The sequence below is a fragment of the Pseudomonadota bacterium genome (assembly GCA_039033415.1).
Lineage (GTDB): Bacteria > Pseudomonadota > Gammaproteobacteria > Xanthomonadales > SZUA-38 > JANQOZ01.
Genome location: JBCCCR010000001.1, coordinates 381162 through 399377, shown reverse-complemented (window position 1 = coordinate 399377; position 18216 = coordinate 381162). Strand labels below are relative to the sequence as shown.

Annotated in this window: 16 protein-coding genes; 11 read left to right on the top strand and 5 right to left on the bottom strand. The window is 63.1% G+C overall.

Annotated features, from left to right (window positions below; translation table 11 throughout):
* Positions 1-45: 45 nt before the first annotated feature.
* The 5 genes from AAF358_01665 to gatC all read right to left on the bottom strand — a co-directional run bounded on the left by AAF358_01665 (position 46) and on the right by gatC (position 7273).
* Positions 46-2988, bottom strand: coding sequence for a putative Ig domain-containing protein (locus tag AAF358_01665; GenBank protein MEM7704228.1), 2943 nt, complete (start codon positions 2986-2988; stop codon positions 46-48).
* A 67-nt stretch (positions 2989-3055) separates the two neighbouring features.
* A complete protein-coding gene (locus AAF358_01660; protein ID MEM7704227.1) occupies positions 3056-3991 on the bottom strand; it encodes a carbohydrate kinase family protein in 936 nt (311 codons plus the stop codon).
* A gap of 74 nt (positions 3992-4065) precedes the next feature.
* Positions 4066-5511, bottom strand: a complete 1446-nt coding sequence (gene gatB / locus AAF358_01655) for an Asp-tRNA(Asn)/Glu-tRNA(Gln) amidotransferase subunit GatB (protein ID MEM7704226.1) — start codon at positions 5509-5511, stop codon at positions 4066-4068.
* Positions 5508-6959: an Asp-tRNA(Asn)/Glu-tRNA(Gln) amidotransferase subunit GatA gene (gene gatA, locus AAF358_01650; GenBank protein MEM7704225.1), complete on the bottom strand. Its 1452-nt coding sequence runs from the start codon at positions 6957-6959 to the stop codon at positions 5508-5510. Before gatA ends, gatB begins: the two co-directional genes overlap by 4 nt.
* A complete protein-coding gene (gatC, locus tag AAF358_01645; GenBank protein MEM7704224.1) occupies positions 6959-7273 on the bottom strand; it encodes an Asp-tRNA(Asn)/Glu-tRNA(Gln) amidotransferase subunit GatC in 315 nt (104 codons plus the stop codon). Before gatC ends, gatA begins: the two co-directional genes overlap by 1 nt.
* Before the next feature lie 212 nt (positions 7274-7485).
* Here gatC and AAF358_01640 point away from each other — a divergent pair, with 212 nt between their 5' ends.
* The 11 genes from AAF358_01640 to lipA all read left to right on the top strand — a co-directional run bounded on the left by AAF358_01640 (position 7486) and on the right by lipA (position 18085).
* Positions 7486-8535: a rod shape-determining protein gene (locus AAF358_01640; GenBank protein ID MEM7704223.1), complete on the top strand. Its 1050-nt coding sequence runs from the start codon at positions 7486-7488 to the stop codon at positions 8533-8535.
* 158 nt (positions 8536-8693) lie between these two features.
* On the top strand, positions 8694-9590 hold the full coding sequence (mreC, locus tag AAF358_01635; protein MEM7704222.1) for a rod shape-determining protein MreC: 897 nt from the start codon (positions 8694-8696) through the stop codon (positions 9588-9590).
* Positions 9587-10072, top strand: coding sequence for a rod shape-determining protein MreD (gene mreD / locus AAF358_01630; GenBank protein MEM7704221.1), 486 nt, complete (start codon positions 9587-9589; stop codon positions 10070-10072). The genes mreC and mreD overlap by 4 nt, the downstream gene beginning before the upstream one ends.
* Positions 10069-11946, top strand: coding sequence for a penicillin-binding protein 2 (gene mrdA / locus AAF358_01625; GenBank protein MEM7704220.1), 1878 nt, complete (start codon positions 10069-10071; stop codon positions 11944-11946). Before mreD ends, mrdA begins: the two co-directional genes overlap by 4 nt.
* Before the next feature lie 50 nt (positions 11947-11996).
* The gene (gene rodA, locus AAF358_01620; GenBank protein MEM7704219.1) at positions 11997-13058 is read left to right on the top strand and encodes a rod shape-determining protein RodA; all 1062 of its coding nucleotides are present in this window, start codon (positions 11997-11999) and stop codon (positions 13056-13058) included.
* A 57-nt stretch (positions 13059-13115) separates the two neighbouring features.
* A complete protein-coding gene (gene mltB, locus AAF358_01615) occupies positions 13116-14072 on the top strand; it encodes a lytic murein transglycosylase B (protein MEM7704218.1) in 957 nt (318 codons plus the stop codon).
* A gap of 142 nt (positions 14073-14214) precedes the next feature.
* Positions 14215-14880 carry a septal ring lytic transglycosylase RlpA family protein gene (locus AAF358_01610; protein ID MEM7704217.1) on the top strand — a complete coding sequence of 222 codons (666 nt, stop codon included), beginning with the start codon at positions 14215-14217 and terminating at the stop codon, positions 14878-14880.
* A 111-nt stretch (positions 14881-14991) separates the two neighbouring features.
* Positions 14992-16167: a D-alanyl-D-alanine carboxypeptidase family protein gene (locus AAF358_01605; protein ID MEM7704216.1), complete on the top strand. Its 1176-nt coding sequence runs from the start codon at positions 14992-14994 to the stop codon at positions 16165-16167.
* Positions 16151-16468: a DUF493 domain-containing protein gene (locus tag AAF358_01600; protein ID MEM7704215.1), complete on the top strand. Its 318-nt coding sequence runs from the start codon at positions 16151-16153 to the stop codon at positions 16466-16468. The genes AAF358_01605 and AAF358_01600 overlap by 17 nt, the downstream gene beginning before the upstream one ends.
* Positions 16456-17103 carry a lipoyl(octanoyl) transferase LipB gene (lipB, locus tag AAF358_01595; GenBank protein ID MEM7704214.1) on the top strand — a complete coding sequence of 216 codons (648 nt, stop codon included), beginning with the start codon at positions 16456-16458 and terminating at the stop codon, positions 17101-17103. Before AAF358_01600 ends, lipB begins: the two co-directional genes overlap by 13 nt.
* Positions 17096-18085 (top strand): lipoyl synthase, encoded by a 990-nt coding sequence (gene lipA / locus AAF358_01590; protein ID MEM7704213.1) that lies wholly within the window; start codon positions 17096-17098, stop codon positions 18083-18085. Before lipB ends, lipA begins: the two co-directional genes overlap by 8 nt.
* Positions 18086-18216: the final 131 nt, after the last annotated feature.

Sequence of the window (18216 nt, the reverse complement as noted above, 5' to 3'; positions counted from 1 at the left end):
CTGTTGATCAAGAGAGCAGAGCGGGTTAGCGACGGCCCGAGGCCTTCACTCAAACCCGCTAGCGAACACACCGTCGACCACTGGCGCTGGAAAGGTGGTTGCGTCTAAATCCAGCTGCCCGATATCCGTCGTATCACCCTCGATCACCGTAATACCGGTGAGCTGCAGCGGGGCATGGGCGGGAGAGAATACCGTTAGTGATGTGCTGGCAATCGGCGCGGCGCCCAGGCGGAACGAGCCGTCGGCCGGACTGGAGAAGGCGGCTTCACCGCTCTCCAGCTCCAGATAGGCGCCGCCCAACGGCAAACCGCTGTCGGCCTCTCGCACGGTTCCCGCCACCGTACCGATACCAAGCCCACCGGCGACCTCACACAGGAATCCGGTTTTCTCAAAGGTCAGCTCATAGGGCCCTACTCCACCGTCAGGACACGACTGCACCCGAACAAAGAAGAACCCTTTGCTGTTGCGGGTGTAATTCGGCAGCGCCTGAGCCTCAACGCAGCTGCCGTCGGGGAAGCCGGGATCAAGCCCTACTAGACCACTTTCAAGGAACAGCTGGGGTACCGGGGCCGTATCGCTGGGCTGCAGGCTGACGTTGATGTTGCGAATGCAGTTCACGTTTTGCTCAACCCGGTACCAATCGATCTCACCGGGGTAAGCGATCGTCCCGCTCCTCGCAGCGTTGTTTTCCGTAACCATGGACACGATGTCTGCAGAGCCCGGCAGCTCGGCCTGGGGATACACCGGCAGCCCGTCACGATTCACCTGCACCGCCATGCACCACCGATTTACTCGAGCGGTCTCGCTGCTGGCGTTTTCGACCGCAAGCGAAAACGGCCCGGATCCGGTGACGGGCCGGTTGCGCAGCGCGGCAAGCCGTTGGCTTGGCGCCAGCGGTCCCAACAAACTCGCTTCGCCAGTTGCGTTGCAGCGTCGATCCGCGCGCCAGGGCGCACGATCACTGAACACGGCATGCGCATCCGCAGCACTGCAGTCGCTAGGCTGCAGCAAGTCTAGCGCGCCGCCGGCGAAGTCCAGCGCGAGGCCAAGATCACCGATCGTTGGGTGATCCAGGCTGACCGAAACCGTTGCCAGCGTGATCGTCTCCTCCGGGTCGGGTACCCGGCATGCCGGCGAGCCGGGATCAGGGCACTGGTCGGCGGTATCAAAAGAAAGCGGCAGCAGAAGATCTCCCGACCCCTCGACCGGTGCCGTGGTGCAGCGCACGAGCGTATCGGGGGCAGCCGTCTCAAGTTCCAGCGCCGAGTCTGCCAAAACTCGCAGATGGATGAATGCTTCGTCGGACAAACCGCCAGGATCTTGCGCGGATAGCTCCAGCGTGTAGAACGTGTTGCCCAGCGCGGCCGCCGGGGTTCCCGATATCACGCCCGTCGAGGTGTCCAGAGTCAGGCCCTGCGGCAATCCGGTTTGGGTATAGGTCAAAGCGTCGTTTTCTGGATCCGTAAAATAAGACGAGATATCCAGCGAGAATGGGGAACCGACCCGCGCGCTGTGAAGCCGCTGCCCGAAAACCGCCTCGGGCGGCCGGTTGGCAACAACGGGTATCGTGCCCTCGATCCGCATACACAGCCCCCGCTTGGAATCGGGCGACCCCGTCAAACAGTTCTGCGGAGATCCCCATTCCGAGTCGCAGCTATTGCTGCTCGATGTGCCGCCAACGTCGCGGATGACCCAGGGCGCAGAGAACACGCCGCCAAGATTCGCCTGATCCCAGCGCCAGGTTTCGCACAGCCCGAGCGTGCAGTCAGAGCGCGCCTGCTGCACCGACATCCAGACGAGGTCCTCCAGCTCACAGCTGTGGCTCTGCGGAAGGTCGAGGGTCAGGACGTCATCGGTCAACACGTCTACCGGAAGGTCGCAGAGCAGCGCGTCGGGAAGCGACTCCAGACACCTTGGCCCACAGGAAACCGTTTTGCTCGAATAAAACCGAACCCGACCTTCTGTTGTGCTGTCGGCGAAGTTCTGGCTTCCGAAAGCGGTGATTCGTTCCGGGCGCCACACCTCGCCGGAGGCGACCGTAAAGCGTGTCGCGCTGGCCACATCGAAGCTGCTGCCGACCGGTTGATAGTGGCTCAGCGCCAGGGACCCGCCGCTCTCGCACGCGCTCGTGTTGGCTACGAGGGTCTTCAGGCCGCTGCTCCCCGTAACCGTGACCTCAAACACCAGCTGATTGTTCAGCTCGTTGGACTCGGACAGTGCATCCAGATTGTCGACGAGCACGCCCAGCCAATAGTTGCCGGGCTGAACGCCCGCGGGAAGCGTGACGTCCGCCGTAAAAATGGTCGTGGATTGTCCCTGATCGAGTGGAATCACTGACCTTCGCCCCAGGAACTGGTCCTGATCGCTGATGACCGAGTCTGTCGACAGGTAATAACCCAGCGAACCGCTGACGCCGGTTGGACCGCCGTTGTTGACCACGCTGAGCTGACTGAAGGTCAGGGTTTGCCCGGGCCCAATTTCAGTGACGCTGATGCCGGGAGGCTGCGCCGACAGGGTCAGATCGGGGTCGACAATCGCCCCAACGGTCAACGGCGTACTGACAAAATTGTTCGACTCATTCAGCTCCGGCACCTGGCCAGCACGGTCGACCAGGATGCCGATAAAGTAATCACCCGCCGGCGTGTCGGCAGGAATCGTTAGCGTGGGTCCGCCCCATTCAAAACTTCCGCCCGAAGGCAGGGAAAGATTGGAGTTGGTATCCAGAAACGCATCGTTCGTGGAAATGGTGGTGTTCGTGGAGAGATAGAAACCGTTGGAGAATCCGCCCGACGGCAGCAGGCCGACGTTGGCAACCGTCCACGGTGAAAGCTGAACTGTCTCGCCGGGCGCCACCACCATCGGATCAACGCTCGGCTCGCCGCTCGAGACAATCAGATCTGCCTGGGCGATCGCCCCGCTGCATAGGCCAAACCCTGCTGCCGTTAGCAGCAGGCGCGCGGCTCGAGCGGGTACACCAGATAAGGCCATTCATTAAGCATAGCCAAGGCGCGGAGGTTCGCAAAACGGCCGGGACTGGGCGGCCGCCCACAAGCCATTACGGCATTGCGACCCCAAACGCCTCCTGATAGCGCTGACGAAAGTCATCCATGATGAAGTGATGGCCCTGCGGGCTCTCGTTCTCGATCTTGATGGCGCCCATCAGGGAAGCAATGCGCCCCGTGCTCTCCCAGTCGAGTCCTCGCTCAAGCCCGTACAGTAGGCCCGCGCGGTAGGCGTCGCCGCAGCCAGTCGGGTTGGCGATGTTGGACGGCTTCGCCGCCGGGATATGAAGGGTCTTGCCGTCGACGTGAATGTCGGAACCCTCAGCACCCTTCGTCACGATATAGGCCTCGACCTGCTCAGCGATCTCCGCGTCGCTCCACCCGGTGCGCTCTTTCACCAGCTCTGCTTCATAGTCATTGACCGTGACCCAGCTGGCCTGACGCACAAAGTTCTGCAGGTCTTCTCCATCGAACAGCGGCATGGCCTGGCCCGGATCAAAAAAGAAGGGGATGCCGGCTTCGGCAAAGTCGGTGGCGTGCTGAATCATGGCGTCCCGACCGTCCGGCGCCACGATGCCGATCTTGATGCCGTCGGCGTCGGTCACGCGGTTGCGGTGTGAGACCGCCATGGCACCCGGGTGAAACGCGGTGATCTGGTTATCGTCCAAGTCGGTCGTGATGAACGCCTGGGCGGTGAAATACTCATCCACCTGCATGACGTGGAGTCGACTGATGCCCATCGCGTCCAGGTGGTCACGATACGCGCCGAAGTCCTGGCCCACGGCCGCCATCGGAACCGGCTCCCCGCCCAGCAGCTTGAGGTTATACGCAATGTTGCCGGCGCAGCCGCCGAAGTCGCGGCGCATCTGCGGGACCAGGAACGATACGCTGATCATGTGCACCTTCTCTGGCAGGATGTGATTTTTGAACTGGTCCTCGAACACCATGATGGAGTCGTAGGCGAGAGACCCGCAGATAAGAGCTGCCATAAGATGAATTTCCTGTGGTTAACGAATTAAGCGATTGAACTAGGGCTTGAAGCGAGCTGCTGCGGTGATCGCAATCAGCTGTCCAGCTTCTCTTTTAAGGTCTTCTGCACCTGACCCGGATTAGCCTGGCCGCGGGTGGCCTTCATCACCTGGCCAACAAAATAGTTAAAAACTTTGGCCTCGCCGCCGCGGTATTGAGCGACCTGGTCTGGTGAGGAGGCGATCACCTCATCGATCACCGCCTCAATGGCGCTGCTGTCGCTGATCTGGCGAAGTCCGCGGGCTTCGATGATCGCGTCCACCTCACCCTCGCCAGCGAACAGCCCCTCAAAGACCTGCTTGCCAAGTTTGCCGGACAGCGTGCCGTCTTCAATCCGGCCCAGCAGCTCAGCCAGCTGCGACGGTGACACCGGCGCGTTTTCCATCGTTAGATCCGCTCGATTCAGCGCGCCCTGCAGTTCGCCCAGAATCCAATTGGCAACTCGCTTGGGCGGCAGCTCGGTCCCGGCTTCCAGCGTCGCTTCAAAATAGGCGACCAGCTCCGGGTCGTCCGTGAGCTGCAGCGCCTCCTCCGCGCCCAGCTTGAGTTCACTTTCATAGCGCGCCCGGCGCGCCTTCGGCAGCTCCGGCATCTGCACCCGGATTTCGTCGATGAGCAGCTCATCCACAGTCACGGGCAGCAGATCGGGGTCAGGAAAGTAGCGGTAGTCCTCCGCCTCTTCCTTGCTCCGCATGGACCGCGTCTCGTTCTTGTCGGAGTCATACAGCCGGGTTTCTTGCACAACAGCCTTGCCAGACTCGAGGCGATGCACCTGACGATGGATTTCGTGATCGATGGCTCGCTCGACGAAGCGGAACGAGTTCATATTCTTAATCTCAGCGCGGGTGCCCAGCGTGGTGCTGCCTTTCGGGCGCACCGACACGTTGGCGTCACAGCGGAACGACCCTTCCTGCAGATTGCCGTCACAGAGATCCAGGCTCCGCACCAGCGTGTGCATGGCTTTCATGTACGCCACCGCTTCAGCAGGGGTATGCATATCGGGCTCGGAGACCACCTCGAGCAGCGCCGTGCCGGCCCGATTGAGATCGATGGCGGTGTGGCCCCGAAACAGGTCATGAATCGACTTGCCCGCGTCCTCCTCAAGATGCGCCCGGGTTACGCGGATCGAGCGGGCTTCATTGTCAGCCACGATGTCCAGCGTCCCGCCGGCGACAATCGGTGCTTCGTACTGGCTGATCTGATAACCCTTGGGCAGGTCGGGATAGAAATAGTTTTTGCGGGCGAAGACACAGCTCGGCGCAATCTCCGCCCCGATCGACAGCCCAAAGGCCACCGCCATCCGCACCGCCTCCGCGTTGAGCACGGGTAGCGTCCCCGGCATGCCGAGATCAATCGCGCTGGCCTGCCGGTTGGGGTCCGCTCCGTAGGCGATGCTCGACCCGGAGAAAATTTTGCTCTCGGTTTTCAGCTGGACGTGAATCTCCAGCCCGATCACCGCCTCCCACTGATCGATGCTCATGCCGCCGCCTCCGGTACCTGCAGGTGCCAGTCGGTGGCTTGCTGAAGCTGATGAGCCACCATCAGTAGACGGGCTTCGCTGAAATAGGGTCCGATGAGCTGGCCGCCCACCGGCAGGCCGCTGACCTGCGGGCCGGGCGTCGACAGCGCGGGCAGTCCGGCCAGGTTCACGGCCACCGTGTTCACGTCCGCCAGGTACATGGCGATGGGGTCGGTCTCTTTCTCACCGATCTTAAACGCTGCGCTGGGGGCGGTCGGCGACAGCATAAGGTCGCAGTGCTCAAAAGCGGCGGTGAAATCATCGCTGATCAGCCGCCGGGCCCGCATAGCTTTGCCGTAGTAGGCATCGATATAGCCCGACGACAGCGCAAAGGTGCCAACCAGGATTCGGCGCTGCGTTTCCTCACAAAACCCCTCGCCGCGGGAACGGCGGTAGAGATCCTGTAGGTCTTTGGGATCTTCGCAGCGGTGTCCGAAGCGCACGCCGTCATAGCGCGACAGGTTGGAGGAGCACTCGGCCTGCGCGATCAAGTAATAAGTGGACACCGCCAGGCTGGCGTTGGGCATCTCCACCTCCACCAGCTCCGCGCCCAGCTTCACCAGTTCGTCCGCCTGGGCGTGGACGGCATCGGCTACGGCAGGCTCCAGCCCCTCCCAATAAGGTTTGGGCAGGCCGATCTTCAGCCCGTTGAGCGTGCCATCCAGCTGCGCGGGGTAGTCTTCGACCGGACGCTGCACGCAGGTGGAATCCAGCGGATCAAAGCCGCTGATCGCTCTTAGCAGCCAGGCGCAGTCCTCGGCGCTGACGCCCATGACGCCGGCCTGGTCCAGGCTCGACGCGTAAGCCACCAAACCATAGCGGGACACCCGGCCATAGCTCGGTTTCATTCCCGTGATCCCGCAAAATGCGGCCGGCTGTCGAATCGATCCACCGGTGTCGCTGGCTGTGGCGAGGGGCGCCATGGCCGCGGCCACCGCCGCTGCTGACCCGCCGGAAGAGCCTCCCGGAACCCGCTCGTGGTCCCAGGGGTTTCTTACGACGCCAAAGTGCCCATGCTCCGACGACGAGCCCATGGCAAATTCATCCATGTTGGCCTTGCCGACCGTAATCGCGCCATGACTCGCGGCGTTGCGGGTCACGGTGGCGTCGTAAGCCGGCACAAAGTTGGCCAGCATCCGGGCGCCGCAGGTGGTCAAAACACCATCGGTGCAGAAGTTATCTTTGTGGATCAGCGGGATGCCGCACAGGTCGGGGGCATCTCCGGCCGCCAGCTGCCGGTCGGCGTCGTCAGCTGCCGCGAGGGCGCTCTCCGGCGTGACCGTGATAAGCGCGTTCAGCGTCGGGTTCTGCTGGTTGATGCTGGCTAGCGATGCCTCGACAAGCTCCCGGGCCGAATACTCCCCCTTACGCAACCCCTCACGCAGGCGCGTTACCGACTGGCGAAGCATCACTCGATGACCCGGGGAACCAGGAAAAAGCCGTCTTCGGCGCTCGGCGCGGAGGCCTGGAGCCGGTCGCGCTGATCAGCCTCCGTGACCGCATCAGGCCGCAGTCGCTGCGCCATGTCCATCGGATGGGCCATCGGCTCGACATCGTCGATCGGCGCCTCGGTCACGTCCGCGACAAACGCCAGCAACCGCTCGAAATGCGCCTGATACGAAGCGAGGTGTTCCTCGTCAACTTCCAGCCGCGCAAGCCTTGCGGTCTTGCGAACCGTTTCCAGATCGATGGAGGCCTGATCACCCTTTGAGTCGGTGGCCACGTGAGTCCCCGGCAAAAGCGTTCGAATGTAGCAGGATTCGAGGTGCTGTAAAGGCTTCCGCGATTGGCAATTGCCCGGAAAAGGCCCGTTTTTTGGCGTCAAAATGTGCTTCAATGCCTCTCTTTGACACCTTGCTAGCCGCGAGTGGCGCTTGCTAGAGTAGCGCGCTTTGTCGCAAGCCTTCGCCTGCGCGGCCGAGAACCACTGCCACCATGTTCCTTAAACGCTTACGCGGTATTTTCTCTAACGATCTTTCTATCGATCTGGGCACCGCCAATACCCTTATCTATGTCCAGGATCAGGGTATCGTCCTGAACGAACCCTCCGTGGTGGCGATCCGTCAGGACCGCGGCCGGGGCGGCGCTAAATCGGTTGCCTCAGTCGGCGGCGAAGCCAAGCTCATGCTCGGCCGAACGCCGGGCAACATTGTCACCATCCGGCCGCTGAAAGACGGCGTGATCGCTGACTTCACGATGACGGAGGAGATGCTTCAGCACTTCATCCGCAAAGTCCACCGCAACCGCATGCTGCATCCGAGCCCCCGCGTGCTGATCTGCGTGCCCTGTGGCTCCACCCAGGTGGAGCGCCGGGCCATTCGCGAGTCCGCGGAAGGCGCGGGCGCCCGCGAGGTGTTCCTGATCGAGGAACCCATGGCAGCGGCCATCGGCGCCGGGATCCCGATCCACGAGGCACGGGGCTCGATGGTGCTGGATATTGGCGGCGGCACCTCGGAGGTGGCCGTGCTGTCCCTCAACGGCATCGTCTACTCCGCTTCGGTGCGGATCGGCGGCGATCGGTTCGACGAATCCATCATTAATTATGTGCGTCGGAACTACGGCACCCTGATCGGCGAGGCCACGGCCGAGCGCATCAAGGTCGAAATCGGCTGCGCCTATTCGTCATCTGAGGTGCGGGAGCTCGAGGTATCGGGCCGGAACCTCGCAGAGGGGGTCCCGCGCGTCTTTACCATCAACAGCAACGAAATCCTGGAAGCGCTGCACGAGCCGCTGATGGGCATCGCCGGCGCGCTGAAGACCGCGCTTGAGCAAACGCCGCCAGAGCTTTGCGCGGACGTGGCCGAGCGCGGCATTGTGCTGACCGGCGGTGGCGCGCTGCTGCGCGACCTCGACCGGTTGCTCATGGAAGAAACCGGCCTGCCCGTGATTATCGCCGAGGACCCGCTCACCTGCGTCGCCCGGGGCGGCGGTCGAGCGCTGGAGCTGATGGACGAACACGGCAGCGATTTCTTCGCCTTCGATTAGCACTCATTACATTTGTGACCCTGCGGGAGGCGCGCTTCACAGATCGCCCTCATGGTAAGCTGTAACCTCCTGATCAGCTGACGATTTCAGCCAGCCGCTAGACGGCTCAAGCAACCCTTAACGCAGCCGATCGTGTGAGGGAACGACCGAGGTCTCCATTGGTTGAAAGCGGCCACAATAGCGACACCACCAGCGGCGGGTCACCGTCGGGCGCGCTGCGCCTTGCGCTCTATGCCGCGCTCGCCGTGGCGCTGATGGTGACCGATCATCACAGTCGCTACCTGCGGGAGGTCCGAGGCCATCTCACCGCCCTTACCTACCCCATGCTGAAGCTGGTGCAATGGCCCGGCGCGAGCGGCCGCTGGCTGAGCGCTCAGCTGGCCGACCGCAGCGAGAGAGACCGCCGCGTACGCGAACTGGAAGAACGCTGGCTGGTCAGCCAGTCCCGCATCAATCGCGTTGCGGCCCTGGAGGCTGAGAACCAGCGGCTGCGTCAGCTGCTCGGCTCCTCGCCCCGCCTGGGTGATCGGGTGCTGGTGGCTGAGCTGCTGGATGTTGATCTGGATCCGTTCACCCACCGCATGGTGGTCGATCGCGGCAGTAACGACGGCGTTTTTGCGGGCCAGCCCGTCGCTGACGCGCGCGGCATCATGGGTCAGATCGAGCTGACCAGCGCCATCAGCGCCAACGCCGTACTGATCTCCGATCCGAACCACGCGATTCCGGTCAGCATCAACCGGACCGGGATGCGCACGATCGCGTATGGCACCGGGCAGATCGACCGGCTGGAGCTGCGGGACGTGGCGGCCAGCGCTGACATTGAGCCCGGAGACCTGGTCGTGACGTCAGGCCTCGGCAACCGATTTCCCACCGGCTTTCCGGTCGGCACGGTTTCCCGCATCGAAAATCAGCCCGGCGCGCCGTTTCGCACCGTCAGCATCACGCCGCTGGCGGAGCTGGATCGTGCTCGGCAGGTGCTGCTGGTTTGGCCAGGCGCTGAGCCACCGGCGGGCGAGGAGCCCGAGCAAATCGCCGACGGGGCACCCACACCATGAGCCGCCGGCGCGACTCGACGATGGTGGTGGTGCTGAGTTTCCTGGCGGCGATGGCGCTGACCGTCATGCCACTACCCGACGGACTGACCTGGTTTCGGCCCTACTGGGTGGGGCTGACGGTGATCTATTGGGCGATCGAAAACCCGAGCGTCATCAACCTGGGGCGCGCCTTTGCCATCGGGCTGCTGCTGGATCTGCTGACGGGCACCATGGCCGGACTGCACGCGCTGAGCCTGGTGGTGATCGTTTATATCGTCCAGCAGTTCCGCCTGCGGATGCGGTTTTTTCCGCTGTGGCAGCAGGCGCTGGCGGTCGGCGCCATCCTGCTCAACGACCGGGTCATATACGCCTGGATCCAGAGCCTTTCCGGTTCGGGCGTGAGCAGCTCTGAGATCCTGCTGGCGCCGCCGGTCGCCGTGCTGGTCTGGCCCTGGATGTTTCTGCTGCTGGATCGGCTGCGCCAGCGCTATCGGCCCCGATGAAGGCACCGGCCCGCAAACCGGTTCGCGACGCGGTCCGGGAGGCCGCCATATTCCGCGCCCGCGCCCAGACGGGCTTTCTCCTCGTCTGTCTCGTTTTTGCCGTGTTGAGCGGCCGCTATTTTTATCTCCAGGTCATTAGCCACGATGAGTTCATCACTCGGGCCGAAGACAACCGGGTCAAATACCGCGCTCTGGCGCCGAATCGCGGCCTGATCATGGACAGAAATGGCGTGATTCTGGCGGACAACCGACCGGCCTATCGCCTCGAGCTGATTCCGGAACAGGTGCCCGAGCTCGACGCCACGCTGGCCGAACTGGGCGAGCTGCTGGAGATTTCTGACGCCGACATCCAGCGCTTTCACAAGCTGCGTAAGGCCCGTCGCTCCTTCCAGGCCGTCCCGCTCAAGCTGCGGCTGGATGAAGCTCAGGTGGCTCGCTTTGCGGTCGATCGACACCACTTCCCTGGCGTAGACATCGTGCCGTACCAGACGCGCGTTTACCCGCTCGGCGAAAATCTGGCGCACGTGGTTGGCTATGTTGGACAACTGGATGCTGACGATCTTCGGTCCGTGGACAGCGGGCGCTACGCCGCCACGTCCCACATTGGCAAGATCGGCCTCGAGCAGGCTTATGAAAACATGCTGCACGGCGAGGTGGGGCGCGAAAAGGTTGAGACCAACGTTCAGGGCCGAATCCTGCGTTCGCTGGACAAGGCGCCCGCCCAGCCCGGCCACAATCTGTACCTGACGATCGACTCGACGCTACAGCAGCTGGCGATGGCGTCGCTCGGCGACTACACCGGCGCAATCGTTGCGATTGAACCCGGTAGCGGTGAGGTGCTGGCCATGGTCAGCCAGCCGGGCTACGACCCCAACGCGTTTGTCGCCGGCCTGTCGGTGGCCGACTACCAGGCGCTGATCCAGTCCAGCCGGCGTCCGCTGTTCAATCGCGCGCTGCGCGGCGGCTATGAACCCGGCTCCACCATCAAACCCTACATGGCGCTCGCGGGGCTGGAGAACGGCATCATCGAGCTGGATACCACCATGATGTCGCGGGGGTATTTCCAGCTCCCGGGCCAACCCCGCCGCTATCGCGACTGGAAACGGGGCGGGCACGGCGAGGTGGACGTTGTCAAAGCGCTCGAGGAATCGGTCAACGTGTTCTTCTTCGATCTCGCATCGAAGATGGGCATCGATGCGATCCACGCCTATCTCGATCAGTTTGGCTTCGGCCGGCCGACGGGCATCGACCTGAACGGCGAAGCGAAAGGCATCCTGCCGTCGCGCGCCTGGAAGCGGGCGACCATGGGCGAACCGTGGTACCCCGGCGAGACGGTCATCGCCGGCATCGGCCAGGGTTTCAACGTGACGACCCCGCTGCAGCTGGCTCACGCGTCCGCAGTCCTCGCCGCCCGCGGCGAAAGCGGGCAGCCGCACCTGGTGCGCCATGTCGGTTTCGAGCCTGCGGCCGGTGACGCCGACCAGCCGGTGGCCCGCCCGGTCACCCGCATCAGTGCCGCCCGTGCCGACCATATCGAGGCCGTGATCGACGGCATGATCGCGGTGGTGCACGGCAAACGCGGATCCGCTCGGGCGATCGCCGCGGACAAGCCGCCGTTTGTCATGGCCGGCAAAAGCGGCACAGCCCAGGTCTTTGGGCTCGCCCAGGACGAGGAATATGTGGAGGACGAGGTGCCGCGCCACCTTCGAGACCACGCGCTGTTTGTCGCTTTCGCCCCCGCTGATCAGCCCAGTATCGCTCTGGCGGTGGTGGTGGAGCACGGCGGCGGCGGATCGACAGTCGCCGCACCCATCGCGCGGCAGCTGATCGACGCCCACCTGGGGCACGGCACCGAAGAGATCGCCGCGCAGTGAACACGGCCGTTGCCGGCATCCGCTTTCTGCGTTCTGTCGCGGCGCGACCCATGCTCGACCTGCCTTTGGTCGGCGCGCTGGTCGCCACGGCGTGTTTTGGCCTGGTGGTGCTCTACGGCGCTTCCGGCGAGGACTCCGGCACGGTGATTCGCCAGGCCGTGCGCCTGGCGATGGGACTCACCGCCATGACCGTCATCGCCTGCATTTCGCCTCACCTTTTTCGGGTCTGGGCACCGGCGTTTTACGCGCTGGGGATCGTGCTGCTGGTGATGGTGGCGTTTCTCGGTGAGGGACGGGGCGCGCAGCGCTGGCTGGACCTCGGCTTCCTTCGGTTCCAGCCGTCAGAAATCCTCAAGCTTTCGCTGCCGATGATGCTGGCCTGGTACATGCACCGCAGCAGCCTGCCGCCCGGCTGGCGCCAGCTGCTGGTCAGCCTGGTAATCGTTGCGGTGCCGGCGGTGCTGATCGCCCGTCAGCCGGATCTGGGGACAGCGATGCTGGTGGCCACCAGTGGCCTGTTTGTTGTGTTCCTCGCCGGTCTGTCGTGGCGACTGATCAGCTTTTTTTGCGTGTCGGCCATGGCCTTGGCACCGGTTCTGTGGCATTTCATGCACGACTACCAGCGCGGACGCGTGCTGACCTTTCTGAACCCCGAATCCGACCCGCTGGGTTCCGGCTGGAACATTATCCAATCGAAGATTGCGGTCGGCTCTGGCGGGCTGTTCGGCAAAGGCTGGATGAACAGCACCCAGGCCCATCTCGAATTTCTGCCGGAGCGGTCCACCGACTTTGTGCTGGCGGTGCTGGCGGAAGAGTTTGGGCTGCTGGGAGTGCTCCTGCTTTTTGCACTCTACCTCTACATCATCGGGCGCTGCCTGTGGCTGGCCGGCCAGGCCAAAGACAGCTTCTCCCGGCTGCTCGCGGGCGCGCTCGGACTGACCTTTTTTGTTTACGTCATGGTGAACGCGGGCATGATCAGCGGGCTGCTGCCGGTGGTGGGTGTGCCGCTGCCGCTGATCAGCTACGGCGGAACTTCTCTGATCAGTCTGCTGACATCTTTCGGGCTGATTATGTCCGTTTACAGTCATCGGCGGCTCCTTAACCGTTATTGAACGCTCTAGAGCGCGCCTTGCGCTAGAATTGCGGGCTCGCCAAACGATGGATTGCCGATGCAGATTATTGCTGCCCTGACTCTCGTCGCCGCCAGCGCGGCCAACCTGAACAGCAGCCATCCGGGAGCTGACGCCTTCATCGCGGAAGTGGCCGAACGCCACAGCTGGCCGGCGGAGGAAATCAGCGCCCTTCTGGCCGACGCCGAGCGAAGCCAAACCATCATCGATGCGATCAGCCGGCCCGCGGAAGGCAAGCCCTGGAAAGACTATCGCCCAATCTTTTTGACCGACAAGCGGATCCGCGACGGCGTCGCTTTCTGGAACGACAATCGCGAGCTACTGGCTGAGGTCGAGGCCCAATATGGTGTTCCGGCCAAGGTGATCGTGGCAATTGCCGGCGTGGAAACGAGCTACGGCAACATTCTTGGCCGATTCCGGGTCATCGACGCGCTGGCAACACTCGCGTTTCACTATCCGCCGCGATCAAAATTTTTCCGCAGCGAGCTGGAGCAATTTCTGCTGCTGGGCCGCGACGAACAGCTCCCGCTGAGTCAGCTCAAGGGTTCCTACGCCGGCGCCATGGGCATGGGTCAGTTCATCTCGTCCAGCTATCGGAGCTATGCGGTGGACCACGACGGCGACGGACAGCGCGACCTCTGGGGCTCGAAGGCTGACGCGCTGGCCAGCATCGCTAACTACTTCCGGCGCCACGGCTGGGAAAACGGAGGCCCGGTCGCGCAGGCGGTGAGCGCCGGCGAGGGCGCCCGCCAGCTCAAGAAGCCGAAGCTGAAGCCCGCCTACCCGCTCAGCCAGATCCGCGACTGGGGCTACGACCTCGAGCAGCCGTTGGCGGACGACAATACGGCCGTATCGCTGGTCACGCTGGACGGCTCGCAGGGACAGGAACACTGGGTGACGTACCACAATTTCTACGTGATCAGCCGCTACAACCACAGCGCGCTTTATTCCATGGCGGTTTTCCAGCTGGCCAACGAAATTGAAAAAGCGCTTTAGCCTCTTTGGCTTCAGCCCCGTGGGCTTAAGCCATTCGAGATTCAGGTTTACAGCCCCAGGCCTCGCCGCGCTTGCTGCGGCCTGCCTCCTGGTCGGCTGCGCCAGCCGACCGACCACGCCGGTCCCGCCTCAAAGCCCCGCGGTGGAACCAACCCCAAGGGCAGAGCCGCTCAGCGCTGTCGGCAATCACTCGCCCTACCGAGTGCTGGGGCGCACCTACCGCGTCATGGCCAGCGCGAATGGCTACCAGGAGCGGGGCGTCGCTTCCTGGTATGGACCGAACTTCCACGGCAAACCCACCTCCAACCAGGAGACGTTTGATATGTACGCGATAACCGCGGCCCATCGAACGCTGCCTTTGCCGAGCTACGCGCGGGTAACGCGCATCGACACCGGCGCGAGCGTGGTGGTCCGGGTCAACGACCGTGGCCCGTTCAAAAAGGGCCGCATCATCGATCTGTCGTTTGCCGCTGCCGAACGGCTGGACATGATCCGCGACGGTACGGCGCAGGTGGAAGTGGTGGCGATTGTGCCCGACGGCGGCGACCGACGACCCAGCGTCGCCACCGCCAGCAATGTGTTTCTCCAGCTCGGCGCGTTTTCCAGCCGGGACAACGCGCTGACCATGGTCGGTCGCCTGCGGCAGAAAAATGTTGACTCTGCGCTGGTGAAAACCACCCGCGAACCCGGAGGGCAGCAGCTGCATCGGGTGCGCGTGGGGCCGCTGGCGGACGCCGCCACCGCCGAATCGTTGGCCAATCAGCTAAGGACCTGGGGCTTCGGCACGGCGCGGGTGGTTTTTGAGTAGGAATCACGGGGGTTCAGCGCGATTTTGGCGCGCGAGATAACCTTTTTTCTGGGACTGTGCTGGCCGGGTACACCCCGTATAATGCCCGGCCCGACGAAACTGACTGGTGCTATGCGCTATCTGACGGAAAATTTCTCCAAGCTGACCGCCACCCTGGCGGGTCTGCTGCTGATAACAAGCGGCGTGGCAGCAGCCGCGCCCACCATGCCCGTGCCCGCGCCGCCTCAGATCGGCGCTACCAGCTACATCCTCCTGGACCATGCCTCCGGCGAGGTCCTTGCCTCCCAGAACGTCGATCAGCCGATTGAACCTGCCAGTATCACCAAGCTGATGACTTCTTATATCGTGTTCTCCGAGCTCAGGTCGGGAGGCCTAAATCTCCAGGAGATGGTCCCGGTCAGCGAAAAAGCCTGGCGCACCGAAGGCTCCAAGATGTTTATTGAGGTGGGCAATCAGGTCCAGGTCTCAGACCTGCTCAAAGGCATGATCGTGCAGTCGGGCAACGATGCCAGCGTCGCGCTCGCCGAGCACATCGCCGGCAGCGAGGAGACGTTTGCGGCGTTGATGAACCAGTACGCGGCCAGTCTGGGGATGAACAACTCAAATTTTTTGAACGCCACCGGCCTGCCCGCCGCTGAGCATCTGACCACAGCGCGCGATATTGCCACCCTGTCGTCAGCGCTGATTCGGGACTTTCCCGACTACTACAAGTGGTACTCCGAGAAAGAGTTCACCTTCAACGAGATCCGCCAGCATAACCGCAACAACCTGCTGTGGCGCGATCCGGCGGTCGACGGCCTGAAAACCGGCCACACCAGCTCGGCGGGCTACTGCCTGGCCGCGTCAGCGCAGCGTGGTGGCATGCGGCTGATCAGCGTAGTCATGGGGTCCGCGTCGGAGAACAGCCGGGCCGACGATTCCCAGAAGCTTCTGAATTACGGCTTTCGCTTCTTCGAAACCCACCAGCTCTATCGCGCCGGTGAAGAGCTGAGCCGCGTGAAGGTCTGGAAGGGCGTGGACGAGGAGCTTGGACTGGGGATTGCGGGTGACATCCACATCACGATCCCGAGCGGCCAGTACGAAAACCTGCGGGCGGAAACCGAGGTGATGTCGGTCCTGACCGCACCGCTCGCCTCGGGCTATGAGGTGGGCAGCCTGCGCGTCTTCCTGGGCGACGAGCTCAAAGCCAGCTCTCCGCTTCTGACGCTCAACGAGGTTGAGCGCGGCGGTTTCTGGCGGCGGATGAGCGACAGTATCGCGCTGTGGTTTCATGACTTCGGCGACTGATTCCGGCGCGGGCGGCGAGCGCCGCAACGCCGCTGCGGAGATCGAGGAAGGCCGCGGCCTGGAGTTTCCCTGCACCTATCCCATCAAAGCGATGGGCAAAAGCGGGGCTGGGCTGACCGAACAGGTGCTGGAGATTGTTTCGCGCCACGTGGCCGTGGAGGAAGATGCGGTGCGCTCGCGCCCCTCAAAAGGCGGCAAATACGAGTCGATTACCGTCACCGTTCAGGTGGAATCGCGCGAGCAGCTCGAGGCGATTTACGGTGAACTGACCCGCCACGAACAGGTCCTGTGGACGCTCTAGCGCTGACCGTTCGCGACCTTGGCCGGGAGGCCTACGAGCCGGTCTGGCGTCGGATGCAGGCGTTTACCGATCAGCGTGATGCGGGCACCGGCGATGAGCTTTGGCTGGTGGAACACCCCCCGGTGTTTACGCTGGGTCAGGCGGCGACCCGAGACCATGTTCTGGCACCCGGCGATATTCCGCTGCTGCAGGTGGATCGGGGCGGCCAGGTCACCTACCACGGCCCCGGCCAGGCGGTCCTTTATCCGCTTTGGGACCTCAAGCGGGCAAAAATCGGTATCCGTACGCTGGTCGATTGGCTCGAACAGAGCGTCATCGACTGGCTGGCTGAACATCACGTCACCGCGGAGCGCCGGGACAAGGCTCCGGGGGTTTATGTGAGCGGCCAAAAAATCGCTTCGCTGGGCCTGCGGGTTCGGCGTGGATGCAGTTTTCACGGCATGGCGGTTAACGTGGCCATGGACCTTCAGCCGTTTTCCCGCATCAACCCCTGTGGCTTTGAGGGGTTGGAGATGACGCAAAGCAGCGCGCTCGGCATCACCGAGGACTGGCGCAGCGCGGGAATGACGCTGATCCAGCGACTGGCCGACCTGAGTGGGCATATCATCAATACCAAGGAGGGCGCTTGTGTCTAGCAGTGCCACCACCGACACCTCTGAACAGGTAGTTGTCGGCAAAAAACAAACCGGCGCGTCAAAGATCGCGCGAAACCCGGTCACCTTCGACCCGGCAGCCCCCAGCCTGCGGAAACCCGACTGGATACGCGTGCGTATCCCTGCCGGCAACGCGGTGGGCAGACTGAAGGCCAACCTGCGGCAGAACGCGCTCGTCACCGTCTGCGAGGAAGCCTCGTGCCCCAACATTCACGAGTGCTTCTCCAAGGGCACCGCGACATTCATGATTTTGGGCGAGATCTGCACCCGGCGCTGCGCCTTCTGCGACGTTGCCCACGGCCGCCCCAAGGCTGTCGACACCGACGAGCCCCGGCGGCTCGCGGAGACCATCGCGCAAATGAACCTGCGGTACGTGGTGATCACCTCGGTCGACCGTGACGATCTGCGGGACGGAGGCGCTGCACATTTCGCAGAATGTATACGTGCCGTGCGCGATGCTAAACCGGGTATCAAGGTAGAAATCCTGACGCCCGACTTCCGCGGCAAAGGCCGGATGGAGCGCGCGCTGGATATTCTCAGCGAGGAGCCGCCAGACGTTTTTAATCACAACGTCGAAACGGTGCCCGACCTGTATCGACAGGTCAGGCCCGGCGCCGACTACCAGTGGTCGATGGATCTGCTGCAGCGCTTTAAGCAGCGCCACCCAGAGCTGCCGACCAAGTCCGGCATTATGCTCGGCCTCGGTGAGAACATGGATCAGGTCATCGGCTGTCTGGAGGACCTGAAGCGACATGACGTCGACATGGTGACCGTCGGCCAGTACCTGCAGCCGACGGCACATCATCACCCGGTGATCCGCTACTGGACGCCGGAAGAGTTCGCCCAGATCGAAGCGCTGGGCAACCAGATGGGCTTCAGCCACGTTGCAAGCGGCCCGCTGGTTCGCTCTTCGTATCACGCGGACGAGATGGCCAGCAAAGCTTCGGTCGGCGTCGAAGGCTGAGGTTGCAGCAGCACTTTTGGCGCATGTAACAACCGTTTTGTCGGCTTAGCCTTGACAAAGCTCCAGGGTTCGTACTAACTGCCGATAAAGCAGTTAAGCGGCCCAGAGGCTGTTTAATGAACATGTTGTGT

Excerpts from the sequence above, each read along its gene's own strand:
- AAF358_01665 (MEM7704228.1), bottom strand. The coding sequence starts at position 2,988 with ATGGCCTTATCTGGTGTACCCGCTCGAGCCGCGCGCCTGCTGCTAACG.
- AAF358_01660 (MEM7704227.1), bottom strand. The coding sequence starts at position 3,991 with ATGGCAGCTCTTATCTGCGGGTCTCTCGCCTACGACTCCATCATGGTG.
- gatB (MEM7704226.1), bottom strand. The coding sequence starts at position 5,511 with ATGAGCATCGATCAGTGGGAGGCGGTGATCGGGCTGGAGATTCACGTC.
- gatA (MEM7704225.1), bottom strand. The coding sequence starts at position 6,959 with ATGCTTCGCCAGTCGGTAACGCGCCTGCGTGAGGGGTTGCGTAAGGGG.
- AAF358_01640 (MEM7704223.1), top strand. The coding sequence starts at position 7,486 with ATGTTCCTTAAACGCTTACGCGGTATTTTCTCTAACGATCTTTCTATC.
- mreD (MEM7704221.1), top strand. The coding sequence starts at position 9,587 with ATGAGCCGCCGGCGCGACTCGACGATGGTGGTGGTGCTGAGTTTCCTG.
- mrdA (MEM7704220.1), top strand. The coding sequence starts at position 10,069 with ATGAAGGCACCGGCCCGCAAACCGGTTCGCGACGCGGTCCGGGAGGCC.
- rodA (MEM7704219.1), top strand. The coding sequence starts at position 11,997 with ATGCTCGACCTGCCTTTGGTCGGCGCGCTGGTCGCCACGGCGTGTTTT.
- mltB (MEM7704218.1), top strand. The coding sequence starts at position 13,116 with ATGCAGATTATTGCTGCCCTGACTCTCGTCGCCGCCAGCGCGGCCAAC.
- AAF358_01605 (MEM7704216.1), top strand. The coding sequence starts at position 14,992 with ATGCGCTATCTGACGGAAAATTTCTCCAAGCTGACCGCCACCCTGGCG.
- AAF358_01600 (MEM7704215.1), top strand. The coding sequence starts at position 16,151 with ATGACTTCGGCGACTGATTCCGGCGCGGGCGGCGAGCGCCGCAACGCC.